Annotated in this window: 17 protein-coding genes; 13 read left to right on the top strand and 4 right to left on the bottom strand. The window is 36.1% G+C overall.

All coding sequences use genetic code 11. The features are described from left to right. Positions 1-25 precede the first annotated feature (25 nt). Entirely contained in the window at positions 26-490 is a 465-nt protein-coding gene (locus tag G440_RS19535) for a YkvA family protein (RefSeq protein WP_245574833.1), read from the top strand. Here the strand turns inward: G440_RS19535 and G440_RS0105835 are convergent. The 3 genes from G440_RS0105835 to ffh form a co-directional block, all read right to left on the bottom strand. Continuing rightward, a complete protein-coding gene (locus tag G440_RS0105835; protein WP_026450447.1) occupies positions 487-1,368 on the bottom strand; it encodes a bifunctional 5,10-methylenetetrahydrofolate dehydrogenase/5,10-methenyltetrahydrofolate cyclohydrolase in 882 nt (293 codons plus the stop codon). The genes G440_RS19535 and G440_RS0105835 overlap by 4 nt on opposite strands. 40 nt (positions 1,369-1,408) lie before the next feature. Further along, positions 1,409-1,771, bottom strand: coding sequence for a four helix bundle protein (locus tag G440_RS0105830; protein WP_026450446.1), 363 nt, complete (start codon positions 1,769-1,771; stop codon positions 1,409-1,411). 148 nt (positions 1,772-1,919) lie between these two features. Further along, positions 1,920-3,248, bottom strand: a complete 1,329-nt coding sequence (ffh, locus tag G440_RS0105825; protein WP_026450445.1) for a signal recognition particle protein — start codon at positions 3,246-3,248, stop codon at positions 1,920-1,922. 389 nt (positions 3,249-3,637) lie between these two features. Between ffh and nhaA the strand changes: the two genes are divergently transcribed. After that, positions 3,638-4,960, top strand: a complete 1,323-nt coding sequence (nhaA, locus tag G440_RS0105820) for a Na+/H+ antiporter NhaA (protein ID WP_026450444.1) — start codon at positions 3,638-3,640, stop codon at positions 4,958-4,960. Positions 4,961-5,414: 454 nt separating this feature from the next. Here nhaA and G440_RS0105815 read toward each other — a convergent pair whose 3' ends face one another. Next, positions 5,415-7,550 (bottom strand): S9 family peptidase, encoded by a 2,136-nt coding sequence (locus G440_RS0105815; RefSeq protein ID WP_051285180.1) that lies wholly within the window; start codon positions 7,548-7,550, stop codon positions 5,415-5,417. 56 nt (positions 7,551-7,606) lie between these two features. Here G440_RS0105815 and G440_RS21190 point away from each other — a divergent pair, with 56 nt between their 5' ends. The 11 genes from G440_RS21190 (at position 7,607) to G440_RS0105765 (ending at position 16,170) form a co-directional block, all read left to right on the top strand. Continuing rightward, positions 7,607-7,756 (top strand): hypothetical protein, encoded by a 150-nt coding sequence (locus tag G440_RS21190; RefSeq protein ID WP_157417875.1) that lies wholly within the window; start codon positions 7,607-7,609, stop codon positions 7,754-7,756. A gap of 234 nt (positions 7,757-7,990) precedes the next feature. Next, complete coding sequence (locus G440_RS0105810) at positions 7,991-8,332, top strand: type II toxin-antitoxin system RelE/ParE family toxin (protein WP_026450442.1); 342 nt, start codon at positions 7,991-7,993, stop codon at positions 8,330-8,332. Continuing rightward, positions 8,319-8,621, top strand: coding sequence for a helix-turn-helix domain-containing protein (locus G440_RS0105805; RefSeq protein WP_026450441.1), 303 nt, complete (start codon positions 8,319-8,321; stop codon positions 8,619-8,621). Before G440_RS0105810 ends, G440_RS0105805 begins: the two co-directional genes overlap by 14 nt. Before the next feature lie 559 nt (positions 8,622-9,180). Beyond that, the gene (locus G440_RS0105800) at positions 9,181-9,879 is read left to right on the top strand and encodes a hypothetical protein (protein ID WP_026450440.1); all 699 of its coding nucleotides are present in this window, start codon (positions 9,181-9,183) and stop codon (positions 9,877-9,879) included. Positions 9,880-10,114: 235 nt separating this feature from the next. Next, positions 10,115-10,669 carry a hypothetical protein gene (locus G440_RS0105795; protein ID WP_026450439.1) on the top strand — a complete coding sequence of 185 codons (555 nt, stop codon included), beginning with the start codon at positions 10,115-10,117 and terminating at the stop codon, positions 10,667-10,669. Between the two features lie 148 nt (positions 10,670-10,817). After that, positions 10,818-11,714 carry a restriction endonuclease gene (locus G440_RS0105790; protein ID WP_026450438.1) on the top strand — a complete coding sequence of 299 codons (897 nt, stop codon included), beginning with the start codon at positions 10,818-10,820 and terminating at the stop codon, positions 11,712-11,714. A gap of 284 nt (positions 11,715-11,998) precedes the next feature. Continuing rightward, the gene (locus G440_RS0105785; protein WP_169718944.1) at positions 11,999-12,742 is read left to right on the top strand and encodes a carboxypeptidase-like regulatory domain-containing protein; all 744 of its coding nucleotides are present in this window, start codon (positions 11,999-12,001) and stop codon (positions 12,740-12,742) included. 133 nt (positions 12,743-12,875) lie between these two features. Next, a complete protein-coding gene (locus G440_RS0105780) occupies positions 12,876-14,750 on the top strand; it encodes a PLP-dependent transferase (protein ID WP_026450436.1) in 1,875 nt (624 codons plus the stop codon). A gap of 210 nt (positions 14,751-14,960) precedes the next feature. Then, entirely contained in the window at positions 14,961-15,212 is a 252-nt protein-coding gene (locus tag G440_RS0105775) for a DUF6364 family protein (RefSeq protein ID WP_026450435.1), read from the top strand. Further along, positions 15,212-15,634: a type II toxin-antitoxin system VapC family toxin gene (locus G440_RS0105770; protein WP_026450434.1), complete on the top strand. Its 423-nt coding sequence runs from the start codon at positions 15,212-15,214 to the stop codon at positions 15,632-15,634. The genes G440_RS0105775 and G440_RS0105770 overlap by 1 nt, the downstream gene beginning before the upstream one ends. Positions 15,635-15,651: 17 nt before the next feature. Further along, positions 15,652-16,170 (top strand): PH domain-containing protein, encoded by a 519-nt coding sequence (locus G440_RS0105765; protein WP_157417873.1) that lies wholly within the window; start codon positions 15,652-15,654, stop codon positions 16,168-16,170. Positions 16,171-16,194 lie beyond the last annotated feature (24 nt).

Genomic DNA, 16,194 nt, shown 5'->3' with positions numbered 1-16,194 from the left:
AAATTGTATCTTTAAAATAAAAAATATGTCATTTAAAGGAATTTTATCAAGATATTTTAATCCAGGCAATCGCGATGATGGCGCTATGGATCACCACACAATGGATCGCTCTACCAAGAGTTATATGGAAGAGGAAGTTATCAAAATAAAAGACGAAGATGTTGAGGTCGTTTTGGATAACGAAGAAGCCATAAACAAAAAGTTCAGTGGTGAAAATACACTGGCAAAATATGCAGAACTCGGAAAAATAATGATCTTAATGCTCAAAGATGTAAAAAATCGGGTTTACAAAGAAGTTCCTTGGTTTACTATAGCAACTGCGGCACTTGCTTTACTTTATGTTTTAAATCCATTTGATCTTATCCCGGATTTTATCCCAGGAATTGGTTATATCGATGATGTTGCCATATTAGGAATCAGCATTGGGTGGATCCAAACAGATTTACACAAATATCTAGATTGGAAAATAAATGAAGGAAAAGATATTTAATGAACTCTTCGTTGCTCTCTAGCCAATAAGGTATTTTTAAGAAGCATCGCAATAGTCATTGGCCCCACTCCTCCGGGTACTGGTGTAATAAACGATGCTTTTTTACTGACGTTTTCAAAATCCACATCTCCAGTTATTTTATAGCCTTTTGGACGGCTTGGGTCATCAACTCTTGTAATTCCCACATCGATAATCACGGCATCATCTTTTATCATTTCCGCTTTTAGAAAATTTGGAACTCCCAAGGCCGAAATAATAATATCTGCCTGCGTGGTTATCTGTGCAATGTTTTTGGTGTTGCTATGAGTTAAGGTTACTGTACTATTTCCTGGCCATCCCTTTCTACTCATTAAAATGCTCATCGGTCTACCAACAATATGACTTCTCCCAATAACAACGGTATGTTTTCCTTTGGTATCAACCTCGTAACGTTGCAATAATTCTAAAATCCCGAATGGGGTGGCAGGAATAAAGGTACTCATATCCAAAGCCATCTTTCCGAAGTTTTCGGGATGAAACCCATCAACATCTTTTGAAGGATCTACAGTAAGAAGTACTTTCTGCGTATCAATCTGCGGAGGCAGTGGAAGTTGAACAATAAATCCGTCTATATTGTCGTCCTCATTCAACTCCTTAATCTTTTTCAACAACTCGAGTTCACTAGTAGTATCAGGCATTTTCACTAGTGTTGATTCAAAACCAACACGTTCACACGCCCTCACTTTGCTGCCCACATAAGTAAGACTAGCACCATCATTTCCTACAATAATTGCAGCAAGATGCGGTACTTTTTCGCCATTAGCCTTCATTTTATCAACTTCGGCAGCGATTTCGTTTTTAATATCGTTACTTACTTTCTTTCCATCTAGGATTGTCATAATTTAGGAGTATTCAGTGGCAGTTGCAGTTGGCAGTAGTTTACACCCCAAATTTGCCTGGGTTATCAATCATATAGTTTATAAGCTTCCCAATTTCTTCACTCTTTTTGTTGAAATCGGTTTCAATATCCGATGAAATATAACCACAAGCTTTAGCGAATTGCAGCCATACCTGTGTCTCGGAGTTTTCAGCATCGCTATCAGTCAATTTACTGACAAAATGCTTTTCATATTTTCTTTTTCGATAAGCTTCAGCTATGTTAGCGCAAACAGAACGAGAACATCTTCTGATTTGATCAGTCAGAGAATATATTTCTTCTTTTGGAAAAGTTTTGGATATTTCCATTATTTCCATTGCCAATGAGAATCCTTTTTGATATGCCAATAAAGTTTTAAAACTCATATTTATATAAATTTAAATCTCTGATTAGCTACTTCGTCAGGCCCCTCATTGCTCACTGCAACTGAAAATTACCACTACATATACCTCATGAACTAACTGAAACGCAATTTCAATTACTGCTAACTGCAACTGAAAACTGCTACTTCATTTACTTCATATTCCCCATCGCCTGCATCATTTTTCTGCCGCCGCCACCTTGCATCATTTTCATCATCTTGCTCATTTGGTCGAATTGTTTTAGAAGTTGATTTACTTGTTGAACGCTCGTTCCACTTCCAGCTGCGATACGTTTTTTGCGACTTCCGTTTATTAATGCGGGTTGGGTTCTTTCCGTTGGGGTCATGGAATGGATTATAGCTTCAATTCCTTTAAAAGCATCATCGTCAATATCTACATCTTTCAAGGCTTTTCCGGCTCCGGGAATCATTCCCACCAAATCTTTCATACTTCCCATTTTCTTAACCTGTTGTATTTGGTTAAGGAAATCGTCAAAACCGAATTGGTTTTTTGCAATTTTCTTCTGAATCTTTCTGGCTTCATCTTCATCAAATTGTTCCTGAGCTCTTTCAACCAAAGAAACAACATCTCCCATCCCCAAAATTCGATCGGCCATACGCGCTGGATGGAACACGTCTATCGCATCCATTTTTTCACCGGTACCGATAAATTTGATAGGCTTATCTACTACACTTTTAATAGAAATAGCAGCACCACCGCGAGTATCACCGTCTAATTTGGTAAGTACGACTCCATCAAAGTTTAGTCTTTCATTAAAGGTTTTTGCAGTGTTTACAGCATCTTGCCCAGTCATTGCATCAACCACAAAAAGGGTTTCATGGGGCTGGATGGCTTTGTGCACGTTTGCAATTTCCGCCATCATCGCCTCATCAATAGCAAGACGACCTGCCGTATCCACAATTACCACATTAAAGCCATTTTTCTTGGCGTGTGCAATTGCGTTTTGTGCAATTAGCACTGGGTTTTTATTTTCAGGTTCGCTATAAACCTCAACCCCAATTTGGTCTCCAACAACGTGCAACTGATTTATTGCAGCGGGCCTGTAAATATCACAGGCAACCAAAAGTGGTTTTTTAGTCTTTTTCGTTTTTAAGTAATTGGCAAGTTTTCCAGAAAAAGTAGTTTTACCACTACCTTGCAGACCAGACATTAAAATAACCGTTGGCGCACCGCTTAAATCGATTCCAGCAGTTTCCCCACCCATTAATTCGGTAAGTTCGTCTTTTACCAACTTCACCATTAATTGCCCAGGCTGTAGCGTAGTAAGTACGTTTTGACCCAAGGCTTTTTCCTTTACTGTATTGGTAAATTCCTTGGCGGTTTTAAAGTTGACATCAGCATCCAAAAGAGCACGACGCACTTCCTTTAAAGTTTCTGCAACGTTTACTTCTGTTATGCTACCGTGACCTTTCAGCACGTGCATCGCTTTATCCAGCTTATCACTTAAATTATCGAACATATTCTTACTTTCTTAATAGGTTAACTCCTTCTTCAAGCAATTGCGCTAAGGCGAGAATGCAAGGCTTCAGAGTTCAAGGTTGCAAAGATAACACTCTGAAAGGGAGTATCAAAAAAAAGTGTTCGTTTTTCAGTATTCAGTTCACAGTGGCAGTATGCAGTTCAGTGCTCAGTATTCAATGAGCTGTGGCAGTATGCAGTAGCAGTGTTCATTTTCAACTTCTATTACTCTGAGTTTTTTTATCACATCTCCTTTACCGACTATCGTCTACAGTCCACCGACTTTTAAAACCAGAAATTCATAAAATTTTCATAAATCAACTAGCTATACATACCCCATCATAAGCTATTTGCTCTGTTTTCGGTATATTGCAGGCCGACCAAAAGTATATGATCAAAGAAAAAATACTCTCTCCTTTTCAAAAATTCGTCAATCTTCAAAGTTCCAGTGGAATTCTTCTATTGGCAACAACAATTATCGCTTTGGTATGGGCAAATTCAGCCTTTGCAGATAGTTATCAATCCTTTTGGGATTTTGAACTCGGTATTATTACCGATAGCTTCGAACTTAAAAAACCACTAATTCTTTGGGTGAATGATGGGTTGATGGCGATTTTCTTTTTTCTCATCGGACTAGAAATAAAACGTGAATTCTTAATTGGGGAACTCAATTCCACCAAAAAACTCATGTTCCCACTATTTGGAGCATTGGGCGGGATTGCTCTTCCAGTATTGATGTTTGTCATGCTTAACGAAAACCCTGAAACCCTCAAGGGTTGGGGAATACCGATGGCAACCGATATCGCGTTTTCGCTAGCCATCTTAAAAGTATTAGGGAATCGCGTGCCGCTGAGTTTAAAAATATTTCTAACCGCTTTTGCCATCGTTGACGATTTGGGAGCTGTTTTGGTAATCGCAATTTTTTATAGCGGTAGCCTTAACCTTGTTCTCTTAGCCTGGGCCTTAGGGATTTTAGCATTTATTTATTTCTTAAGCTATAAAGGAATTTATTTTGAAATTTTAACAATGATTGCCGGGTTTGTTATTTGGCTACTCTTCCTAAAAGCTGGTTTACATCCAACTTTAGCGGGAATTTTAATGGCATTCGCCGTACCTGTAAGACAAAAGATAAGTACCCACGAATTTACCGATCAACTGGAGAGTATTGTAGCAGCGATAAAACATAGCACCATACTTCAAAGACCTGTGCTTTCGGGTGGACAACTGGAGCTCATAGACGATTTAGAAGACTGGTCTGATAAATACCGATCACCGATACAAGCATTGGAACACAAACTTCATAACTGGGTGGCATTTGTGGTAATCCCCATTTTTGCGCTTGCTAATGCCGGAGTGGCACTAAATAGTGATGGCGGATTAGAATCCGCATTAGTTATAAATATCGTCATTTGCTTGATATTAGGGAAAAGTATCGGAATTACAGGAATCATCTTTTTGGCCAGAAAACTTAAGATTATCGAGGTGCCAAAAGATATTACCAATAAACAGATAATTGGCGTTTCTTTCTTGGCTGGAATCGGATTTACCATGGCCATCTTTATCGCTAGCTTAGCCTTTAACACCCATCCCGAATACATAGATTCCGCCAAGATCGGAATTCTAATCGGCTCCTTTATTTCAGCAATAATTGGGTTTAGTATACTTCGATTTAATACTGTAAAAGGAAAGTTTGATCACTCGGAGAGAGGTTGATTCAGTGGTCAGTGATCAGTGATCAGTAGTCAGTTTGGATGGGCAATTTTTAGTTTGCAGTGGCAGTATACAGTGGATTACGGCTATCGCACATTATCTTACGTCTAAAATCTCAAGTCGAAAATTCAATTATTTTTACCCCGACCCTAAAGGGAATAACTGAATTTTCTACACACAGAGAAGAAAGATTAAAACATCAAAAAATACTTTAATCGTAAGTAAGCAGTAGCAGTGGTCAGTTTTTAGTATGTAGTGGGTTATGGCTTTTGCTCACTATCACAAGTCTAGTCTAAAATCTCACATCTAACTATGTTCTGCGACTCCGCGGTGAACATAAAAGCAACAGTATTCAGTTGGCAGTGGCAGTATGCAGTGGGTTACGGCTATCGCTCATTATCTCAGTCTAAAGTCTTAAATCTCAAGTCTAAACCTCTCACCGCTCCCATCTACCCTCTTAATTCTTCTTATTATTCTCAATCACATAATCCAAAACTTTCGTCATTAAATGTACCCGATCCTTTCCGCGGACGTTGTGCTCATGCATTGGATAAATAAAGAAATCCATTTGCTTTTCGTTATCGACAAAAGACTTTATCAATGATAGATTGTGCTGCATAACCACCACTGGATCTATGGAACCGTGGATGGTTAATAGTTTTCCAGTTAGATTCTGCGTTTTGTCTAGCAAACTGGCCTTTTCATAGCCTTTAGGGTTTTGCTCTGGCGTATCCATATAGCGTTCGCCGTACATTGCTTCATAATATTTCCAGTCGGTTACGGGACCTCCAGCAACGCCAGTCGTGAAAACTCCAGGATTGCGAAGCATCATTGAAACCGTCATAAATCCTCCAAAACTCCAACCGTGGATGGCAAGACGATCTGAATCTACATACGGAAGCGATTTTAAATAATCTACCCCAACCAACTGATCTTTTAATTCCTCAGTTCCTAGTTGTCTGAAGATGCCCGTCTCAAAAGCACGGCCTCTGTTTGCTGAACCTCGGTTGTCTATGGTAAACACGAGATAACCCTGTTCCGCCATCCAATTCATCCATAATGAGGCGCCATCGTACCATTTGTTTGTGATCAACTGTGCCTTTGGGCCTCCGTAAACATAAACCAAAACTGGATATTTTTTGGAAGGATCAAAATTAGAAGGTTTTATAAGGCGCGTATAAAGATCAAAACCATCGTGCGACTTTAATTTCCCAATGGTAGTTTCTCCCATTATATAATCGGCCATTGGGTTTTCGGCTTTTACAAAGTTGTGTACCGACTTTCCTTTAGTATCCAAAATCTGGGCAACTCCGGGCGTATCATGATTTGAATATTGATCGAATATATATTTTCCATCGGAAGAAACGCTCGCATTATGCACTCCGCTTACAGGTGTTAATTCTCTTTGTTTTCCGTTTGAAATATTTACCGAATACAATTTGGTGTCCAAAGGAGAATCCCCAGTACCGGTAAAATACACTTCTGTTCCTTTATCATTATTCCCTACAATTTCCTTGGCTACCCACTTATTTTTGGTCAGTTGTTTTACCACACCTTTCTTGGTGTTGACAAGGTAAAGGTTCATAAACCCATCCTTTTCACTCATCCAAATAAAGTCTTCCGAAGAATCTGAATAGAAATAGGCCGGATGTTGCGGCTCTGCCCATTTTGGATCTTTCTCCTCTAGCATCGTTTTTACAAGTTTTCCTGTGTTAGCATCAAAAAGTTGCAATTTTATATGATTTTGATCGCGGTTTAATTCTGCGATAACCACATTTTTTTCATCTGGAGTCCAAGATAGGTTGGTTAAATAATCTTCCACATTTCCTGTGGGGCTTATAAAAACCGTTTGCTTTGTTGCCAGATTGTAAATTCCAACTTTCGGCCGCTCACTTTTCTGTCCAGCCATTGGGTATTTTATGGACATTAATTCCCCTGGAGTTGGAATAATATTTAACAACGGATAATCTGCCACATAAGTTTCATCTTTTTGATAAAAGGCGAGCAGATTCCCTTTAGGCGACCAGAAGATACCTTGGGTTATTCCAAATTCACTTCGTGCAATTGCCTGACCAGAAACGATGTTTAAATCTGTGTTGTCGGTAACCGCAACAGTTTCACCATCTTTTGTTTGAATATATAAGTTGTTCTTTATGGTGTATGCTACGTTTCCAGTTTCAACTTGTAAGCTTTCATTTTCTGCTGCCTCATCAACTTTTAAAACGAATTCTCCTTTCTTCGTATTGAAATTGTATAGATAATAGGAGTTGTCTCCCGACAGATAAAAAGCATCCTTGTTTTTCCAAGTAAGGCCAGAAAAACGCTTTAAGGCGGTTCCTAAGTTTTGGTTGGCATCAGCAATTGTAAGCTGCTCCTCCATTCTTTTACTTTTAACATTGGATCTTTTAAGGGTATCACCTTTAAGATAAACATAGGAATTCGTTCTCGGAATCCATTGAAATCCGGTAACGTGCTCTGGATAAAATTTGCCGTATTGCTCCAATACCGCGTCTTTGAGGGTGAGTTCCTTTTCTTGTGCCTGAATGTTTAAAAAGCACAAAAAGAAAAATAGGGAAGCGATATAGTATTTCATCAGAATGGTTTTTTTGGATCGAAAAGATAGCATGTTCAAAATCTAGTGTTTAAAAAATGCGGCAAGGAAGACTAAAAATAGGATTACTGCTGCATCCCGATAGTTATCGGGAGGCTAAGATAAAAAACCTTTGGGAGGTTTGGAATTGTTGGGGTGAATATTTGATCTTGATTTTTGAGGAAATGTTCTTCGGGAACTATTTATAAGAAAAACGTCACCTTTACGTGATTTCGAAAAATGTGTTGGGGAATTATTGTTATATTTAGTGAGTTTATTTTATTCATCTGATACTTGGAGACATACAACACTGAAATGTTTTGTATTCACAAGTTGTCATTAATTCAAAATAGATAAGTCTTCACCATAAAACCACAACTCGATTTGGAAAATGTTGCCTTTTCAGGTAACTTTGTGTTTGAGTCAAAAAAAAATAAAATGAATTGGCCGAATTTGAAAGAGAGATAATCCTGTTCGAAAATCACTTTTGGGATTTTTATAATAAGCTTGACCCGAAAGTACAGGACAAGTTCGATTGGACAATTTCACTTATCGAGCGAACGAAAATAGTTCCCAAACAATACTTCGACCATTTAACAGGAACGGACGGACTTTGGGAAATACGCGTAAAAACAGGTAACAATATTTACAGGGTATTCTCCTTCTTCGACAAAGGCAATGTTATAATCCTAATGAACGGATTCCAGAAAAAGACCCAAAAAACTCCAAAAAAGGAAATCAAGAAAGCGGAAACCTTAAAAAAGAAATACCATGCAAACAAGTGAGAATCCAAAAAGTTGGAAAGAGCATATCAATAAAAAATACGGCGAGAAAGGAACCGAATCCCGAGAAAAGTTCGAAGAAGAATTTGAGACTTTTCAAATCGGAGTGCTTATCCAAGAAGCAAGAAAAAGACAGAAAATGACTCAACAGCAATTAGCGGAAAAAGCAGGAACAACTAAAAATTACATTTCCCGAATCGAGAACAATGCGAGTGATATCCGACTATCAACCTTAATGCGGATTATCCGTGAGGGACTTGGAGGGAGTTTAAAACTTTCAGTGGACGTTTAACAGTGTGTAGGCACTATTGGTAGTCAAGCAGATGGGTAACCGCCTAATCTTTAAATATTTCCCGTAAAACGAAATAAACCTTAAGATTCCTACTATTTCAATTGCAGCATATTGTGTTCTAGGAAATTTAGACGATTGGCCACTAAACAGTATTCAAACCCTTCCCTTTAACTTAAAAGAAGCAGAAAGGATTGGGGAGTTTGTAAAAATCATTTTTACCAAAAACAAAATTAGCTCCGAAACTTAAGCTCCCAGAGCCATAATCCCTAACGACTCAAGACTTTTTTCTCAAGCCGATATAGATAATACAATTTCAAATTTTGTTAATGGCTGACCTTCGTTTAATATAACATTCCCAAAAACTTATATATTTAAGAAAGCTTGCCTTTACGGGATTCCGTAAAATGGGTCGAGGGATTGTTGTTATATTTGACAAGAGTTAAATATATCCAATTATGTAGGTATATACCACATTTTATATATAAATGTTCCCAGCAATTTGAACAAAAGATTGATAATTATTAAAAATTAACACAACTAACTAGAAACCAGCAACAAGATGAAAAAAATTTATACTTTAGTGATACTCTCAAGCATAATATTTGCAAGTTGTTCAACAACTAAAACATTAAAATTCACTCAAAAAAGTGACGACATTGTCAAAACCGAATCTTTAAAGAATTTTTTAACAGCCAATAAGAAACCAAAAGTAGTTTTAAGAGTAAACGAATCGTCAATGACAGTAACACAAGACGAAAACAATGATTATATCTACAATGCAATTGAAAATCAATTACTAGCAAGTGGTTTTATCGTAAGAGACAGACAATTATTCAATCAAATTATTGCTAATGATGAAAATAATATTGACTATCAGAAACTAAAAGAAAAATCAGATACGGATTTAATTATCGAATTAGTAAGGCTAAATCCACAAATCTTATATGAAACTAATAAATATTACGACAAAAATGATAGAGAAAAAGTAGAAAATTCATTCACATATAAAGAATATGGGGCATCAGTAGAATTTAAAGTGGTAATGATTAATTCAAATGAATTCGCAGGTGTATATAAATTCAATTATACACCTTGTGTTGAAGGATGTGTAATTTCCAAATCCTTGAGTGAGTTGCAAAAAGAAAGAAAAAAAAGATTGAGAGATGGAGTTAAAGGATATGAAGGAGTTGAAAGAGACGAATTGGAAATCTTTATTAAGGATGCAACTGAAAAATTAGTTGCAGAAATGAGAAAATAAAAATTACTGGTATTATTGTATAAAAAAGATACGGCAAGTAAGTGCCAAACTGAATTGTTCCGGCATATTTGTTAGGTTGTCAAATTTTTAAATTTGGCTAATCCGGAAAAGAAAGATAATTAGAAAAATTTAAAAATTCGGCTTATGCTTAATCGAAAAGTATTCATCTATTCTCCGCAGTCCTTTTCATAGATAAGAACATTAACTACAAGTCGTGAAAACATAAATAATGCAAATGACAAAAACTTTTTTTATTAATATTTGGTTATTCATTCTAATTCTAATATTAGTTTCATTATCATTTTGGGGGATTTTCTTCATAAAGGATTTAGATTCAAAAATATCGGTTATTGGAATAGTAGCACTGATTGTTGCTGCCTTTACATCTGTTATGACAGTAAACATAAATAATAATAAAACACGAGAAAGAGAATATGAATTGCACATATTAAAAGAAAAGCAAAAGGTTTGTGAGCACTTTTATAATGCTTTTTTTGAGATTTTTAAAAAGGTAAAAAATAATCGTGAGGGTCTCACTAAAAAAGCAATTGATGAAATGGCGCTCTTTAAAAAAGGCCTAATGAACTGGGGAAGCGAAAGTATAATAGAAAAGTATATTGAGTATGAAGACAACCTTGATATTCATAAAGACAACACTCGTGCTATTTTAAATAATACAGATTATTTTTTAAAAGAAATGCGGAAAGAACTTGGATTTAAAGACTCGAAGAGTTTGAGATTAATGACTTTACTATTAACAGCAGAAGCAAGAACTGAATTAGGCCAATAGCCAATATTTGGTAAAGTTAGTTGCTAGTACAAGCATCTTTTCGAAAATCCTTGCAGATATTCTATTCAGTTTTTATTTGCTAAATTAGGTGCCTAACCACCCAAATAAGCATACACAAGAACGCTATTTTAAATTACAATTTAACCAAATGGAAATACCAAAATATCACCAAACCTTTATACCAATATTAGAAACATTAATTGCAGAAGACTCATTAAATAGTAGAGAATTAGCTATTAGAGTACGTGATAAATATTACACAGAGTTACCGAAAGAATTACTTAATAAAAAGACAAGTTCTGGAGCAAATGTTTTAATTGACAGGATCGGTTGGGGAAAATCTTATCTTAAAATGGCAAAGTTTGTTTCTTATCCTCAAAGAGGTAGGGTGCAACTTACTGAAAAAGGCAGACGCATTCTTGACATAGGTGAATTATCAATACAAGACCTTAAAAACGATAAGGACTTTATAAAGCACAGAGAATCAGTACAAATCAAAAAAGAAAATGAGGTAGAACTGGAGACAGATAATGTAGATAATGCTTCACCGCAAGATTTAATAGACTCTGGATTTGCTACAATTGAGGCGGAGGTTAAAACTGAACTTTTAGAGAAATTAAAAGAGATCGATCCGTATTACTTCGAAAAAGTAATTCTAATCCTTCTCAAAAAAATGGGTTATGGAGATTTTATCGAAACTTCAAAATCTGGTGATGGGGGTATTGATGGTATTATAAACGAAGATAAATTGGGACTTGAAAGGATTTATACACAAGCAAAACGTTATAATGAAAATAAGGTACGTGAAAAAGATATAAGGAACTTTATCGGGGCAATGAGCGGTGACACTAAAAAAGGGGTTTTCATTACTACCTCTTCTTTTGACGATTCTGCAATTAAAAAGGCCAGAGAAGCTCATCATACTATTATCTTAATTGATGGTCCTAAGTTAGTTGAATTAATGCATCAATTTAATGTAGGAGTTCAGATAAAAACTATTTATGAAGTAAAAGAAGTGGATAATGATTTTTTCGAGGGAGAGTAGTAATTGGAAAAAGGTATGAAGCTATAAAGAAATATAAGATGTGAAAAAACTATAGATGTTTATAAACGATCAATTTGATCGTTTCATAATAATTGACTTAAAAATAAAATACTTAGCTCACTTAAAATACGGATTTTGCCCTAAGTTCAAAAAATAGCAATCACCCATATAAACCCAAAACCCTGTAACATTCCCCATATATTACCGTCTTTTAGATAGCTAGCCAACCACAATTTTAAATGACCCATATCTCCCCTACAAACACTTCCCAAAATTCATTTAGAATGTTAAAGAACTTATTAATGGTTTTTGGGATTCTCCTTTCCTGCAATTTATTTTCGCAAGAAGTACATTTGGAAGGCAAGATTGGCACCACCGAGGATATCGATATTGAAGGCATTAATATCTATAATCTTACTACTAGCAAGGGTACGGTCACGAATGCTGAGGGAGAATTTAGAATGCTGGTTTCCTTAAATGATTCACTTTCTATTTCAGCGGTTCATATTCAGGATAAAAAGATTGTTATCGGGAACGATCAGATAAAGACTAAAAAAATCATCATCAACCTCAGCGAGAAAATGAATGAGTTGAGTACGGTAACCATTCACAGACCACTTACAGGTTATATAGGGAGTGATGCCAATATTATTCCGGTGCAAGCGGTACTCACGGCTACTTCCATTGGTCTTCCTAATGCAGATTTACCGCAACTTTCAAAAACCCGACGCCAACTCTACGCCGCCAATTCCGGCCCGGTTGATATGCTTATAAATGCACTTTCAGGGAGGACAAAAATGATAAAAAAACGCTTGGAACTTGAAAAAATTCACGTGTTAACCCTTGCCCTACTTGATAAATTCCCCGAAACCTATTTTACCGATGCCTTAAAGATTGATAAGCTACAAGTCTATTCCTTTATTTTTTTCTGCGAAGACGATCCGGATTATAAAATTGTTATGAAACAAAATAGCATGGAGATTATTGAGTTTTTGGAAAAGAAGAGCGTAGAGTACAGGGGAAAATGAAATCAATCCCGATAGCTATCGGGAGAAATCGAAATCGAAAACGAAAAAGAAAGACTATAACAAAATCGTCTTAAAAGGCTTTTAAAATAAATCTAATTAATGTATACTACCGGTCTATCTAAAAGTGAAGATTATGGAAGCAAATAAAATGCGAGATTATATAAAAGATGTATTGGAAAACATGCCAGCAGATTGGTTAAACCTAACAACCCATCGGCTTGATATTTATAATGAAGACTTGGCAAAAACGCAGTTCTTAGCGCAGTTTGAAGCCTTGTTGAAAACTGATGATTTCGATGTAGCGGAACTCAAAAAATTACCTACGGCTTACGATTATATCCGCTTAGGGCATCCGCTATCCTGTGTGCTGGAATGGGGAATTGCGAAATTGAATAATCTAGATTCAGAAAGTGTAATCAGTTTTTCCTCAAAGACGGTTCCGGTTTTAGCAATCCTCAGAAAGAATTTATTGGAGAATAAAAATACGCAAATCCTATATTCAGGAAAGTTGCCAGAATTTTTTGATGCTGACATTCTGAGAAAAGTTTATGGGTATAAGTTTGAATTAAAGCAGGTGGAGAATGTATCGGCAATTGATAATTCCGATAGCTATCGGAACAATGGCACTAGGATTTTCATTTCCCACGAAAACCAATTTGGTGAAATTAATCTCCCAGACCATATCGACTTCTATATTGCTACCTACGCCCAGCTTGGAAGTGTGTTACTTGTAGATGGCAAGGAAAATGAAAGTTATATCTCCGATATTCAGCATGTGCGAAGAAGAGAAACCGTGGCGATGACCCCAGACAACTGTCTTACAGCCTTAAAAATGTTAGTTGATAAATCCTCTTTAGATTCCGATAGCTCTCAGAACCAAAAAAGCACTAACGAAACAAATAAAACACAGGTTTTAGATTCAATTGCTGACGTTACTGGCACCACTGCAGAACCACTCGTTGCTTCCAGCGGACTCTCCATGCAGTATGCCATTATGATGGGCTTAGTTGACGACGCCTTAGAAAAACATAAGGGAAAAACCATCAAATTTATTGTTCCTCCAAATTGTTACGGCGGCACAAATGATCAAGCGAGACGTGTGGCTGCCTGCCTTGATAATGTTGAAGTTGTAGATCTCTTGGTTGATGGCGATAATGAAATGGTGCAAAGCATCGATAGTGTTTTAGCTGAAATCGCGAATCAAGATGCTGTTCCTTATATAATCGCTGAAATCCCTACAAATCCCAGAGTTGAGGTTCCTGATCTTCACGAACTAAAAGCTGTTTTAAGTAAGGCGCGCAAAACCGCAAATGGCGAAACTGCCATCGATCCAGTCTTTATTTTAGATCAAACTTTTTGTCCTAATTACCTCTTTCTAGGGGAAGGAGAAATACTTTCCACCGTGCGGGCTATTTCGTATGCCAGCGGATCTAAATTCCCAAGTGGCGGACAATGTACGGCCGGGTATTGCGTAGGAAATAATAAGACAGAAGATTTGCTGGAGAAAATAGAAATTCACCTAAATCTTTGCGATAACGAGGCTACAGCGCTTCAGTATAAAATATTGGCCAAGCAATTGCCCTCCATGAATCAGAGAATTAAGGACGCTTATAAAAATACACGGGAATTTGTAAACTTTATCCACGGTACCTTACCAGACGCAAAAATCAATTTTGTTTCAGAAGAATTGGCTGATGCCGGATTTACGCCATCGGTGTTTTCATTGGATCTTCCAACGAAAGGAAATACAGATGAAGAAAGAGAAGCTTACAAACGGAAGCTAAATCTAAAATTAATCAACTTAATGATTACCGAAATTCCAAATGAAAGTAAGTTCTGTGTGAGCTATGGCCAATTAAAAGGATGTTATTGGACCATTCCGGCAACATCAACACAGGGCACGACGAAAGAAGGTGACAAAGATTATATTGTCCGTGTATCGGTTTCTCCTAACTTAGATCTGGATCTTCATAAGAAAGTCTTTGCCGATTTTGTTGAAAGTAATTAATGACTTTTCTATTTTCTGAATACGAACCAATTCTTCTGAAAAGTTATATAAGGATAACACGGGAATAGTAATGAGTTTTTGAAAAAGAGCAACAAGGATTACTGACGAAGACCATGACGTAATTATTAAGACGTGTAGTTTACTTTATAATAGCACGTGCAAGTAAATAATTCCTTATCTTTATTATTTAAAAATTTAAGTGATATAAAAATGAATACTAAACTCACTTTGACCATCGAGCAGAAAGTCATCAAAAAAGCGAAAGAATACGCGAAGGATAAAAATAGGAGCTTATCTGACATTATCGAAAACTATTTAAAGACGCTCACAAAAAAAGATCAGGCTGAGGATTCGGAAAAACTAAATCCCATAGTAAAATCTTTAAAAGGTTCTTTCAAAATGCCGAAAGACATGGATTATAAGGAAGAACTTAGAAATCGTTTAGAAGAAAAGTACTTATAATGGACCAGGTTTTAATCGACACCGATGTTATAATGGATTTCTTTTTTGACCGCAAGCCATTTTCAGGATTTGCAACTGAAATATTCAATCGCTGCGAAGCGAAAAAACTGAACGGCTTTACTACTCCGGTTATAATCTGCAATGTTTATTATTTATTGCGGAAAACAGCTTCGCATCAATTGATCGTAGAAAAGATAAAACAGCTTTTAAACATAATTGAAATTACAGCAATGGATAAAACGATTGTTTTTGATGCGCTTAATTCAGAATTCAAGGATTTTGAAGATGCATTACAAATCTTTTCCGCGGTTCAAAATGGAAAAATCAATATCGTTCTTACTAGAAACATTAAGGATTATAAGAAAAGCACTCTGGCCGTATTCACACCAGAGATTTATTTGAAAGGAAAAACCATCGACTAATCCAAACTATTTAATCCTTGACGAAAAACATAATTATATATAGGGCGAAACCTGAGATATTCAATATTTATGTAATTATAATTTCATTTTCAATAGGAGGATTTCTTTTATATTATTCAGATTTACTGTTTATAAAACTATTAATGTCCGGCATTTTTATTGCTCCAGCTCTTTTAGATATTATTAAAAGCTACTTTGCTACTGGAATAGTAATATCTGAAAAGCGAATAAGCCTTCTTCGTAAAAATATAAAGGGGAAAACACTATTTCAAAGTATAGACTATAATACTATTAAAAGTGTTAGATATAATGAGGGCGGGCTAAGACAGGAACGTGCTGTTTATTTAGAAACAAACCATAAACCCAATATTAAAATATTAATCTCAACTAATCCCTTTGAATTTGGAAAAGTTTTAAAATTTCTAAAAGAGAAAGGAATTAGAATAGATTTAGTCCATTCTGATCATGAATTAAGAATGTTTTTGGATGGAAAGATTAATGAATTTCCAATGAAGAACGAACCAATTAGTCAGTAAAGAAGTTTCTACTTAAATTTAAAG

The organism is Aequorivita capsosiphonis DSM 23843, assembly GCF_000429125.1.
GTDB classification, from domain to species: Bacteria; Bacteroidota; Bacteroidia; order Flavobacteriales; family Flavobacteriaceae; genus Aequorivita; species Aequorivita capsosiphonis.
This window is presented reverse-complemented; position numbering and strand designations above follow the sequence as displayed.

Excerpts from the sequence above, each read along its gene's own strand:
- G440_RS19535 (WP_245574833.1), top strand. The coding sequence starts at position 26 with ATGTCATTTAAAGGAATTTTATCAAGATATTTTAATCCAGGCAATCGC.
- G440_RS0105835 (WP_026450447.1), bottom strand. The coding sequence starts at position 1,368 with ATGACAATCCTAGATGGAAAGAAAGTAAGTAACGATATTAAAAACGAA.
- G440_RS0105830 (WP_026450446.1), bottom strand. The coding sequence starts at position 1,771 with ATGAGTTTTAAAACTTTATTGGCATATCAAAAAGGATTCTCATTGGCA.
- ffh (WP_026450445.1), bottom strand. The coding sequence starts at position 3,248 with ATGTTCGATAATTTAAGTGATAAGCTGGATAAAGCGATGCACGTGCTG.
- nhaA (WP_026450444.1), top strand. The coding sequence starts at position 3,638 with ATGATCAAAGAAAAAATACTCTCTCCTTTTCAAAAATTCGTCAATCTT.
- G440_RS0105815 (WP_051285180.1), bottom strand. The coding sequence starts at position 7,550 with ATGAAATACTATATCGCTTCCCTATTTTTCTTTTTGTGCTTTTTAAAC.
- G440_RS21190 (WP_157417875.1), top strand. The coding sequence starts at position 7,607 with ATGCGGCAAGGAAGACTAAAAATAGGATTACTGCTGCATCCCGATAGT.
- G440_RS0105805 (WP_026450441.1), top strand. The coding sequence starts at position 8,319 with ATGCAAACAAGTGAGAATCCAAAAAGTTGGAAAGAGCATATCAATAAA.
- G440_RS0105800 (WP_026450440.1), top strand. The coding sequence starts at position 9,181 with ATGAAAAAAATTTATACTTTAGTGATACTCTCAAGCATAATATTTGCA.
- G440_RS0105795 (WP_026450439.1), top strand. The coding sequence starts at position 10,115 with ATGACAAAAACTTTTTTTATTAATATTTGGTTATTCATTCTAATTCTA.
- G440_RS0105790 (WP_026450438.1), top strand. The coding sequence starts at position 10,818 with ATGGAAATACCAAAATATCACCAAACCTTTATACCAATATTAGAAACA.
- G440_RS0105785 (WP_169718944.1), top strand. The coding sequence starts at position 11,999 with ATGTTAAAGAACTTATTAATGGTTTTTGGGATTCTCCTTTCCTGCAAT.
- G440_RS0105780 (WP_026450436.1), top strand. The coding sequence starts at position 12,876 with ATGGAAGCAAATAAAATGCGAGATTATATAAAAGATGTATTGGAAAAC.
- G440_RS0105775 (WP_026450435.1), top strand. The coding sequence starts at position 14,961 with ATGAATACTAAACTCACTTTGACCATCGAGCAGAAAGTCATCAAAAAA.
- G440_RS0105770 (WP_026450434.1), top strand. The coding sequence starts at position 15,212 with ATGGACCAGGTTTTAATCGACACCGATGTTATAATGGATTTCTTTTTT.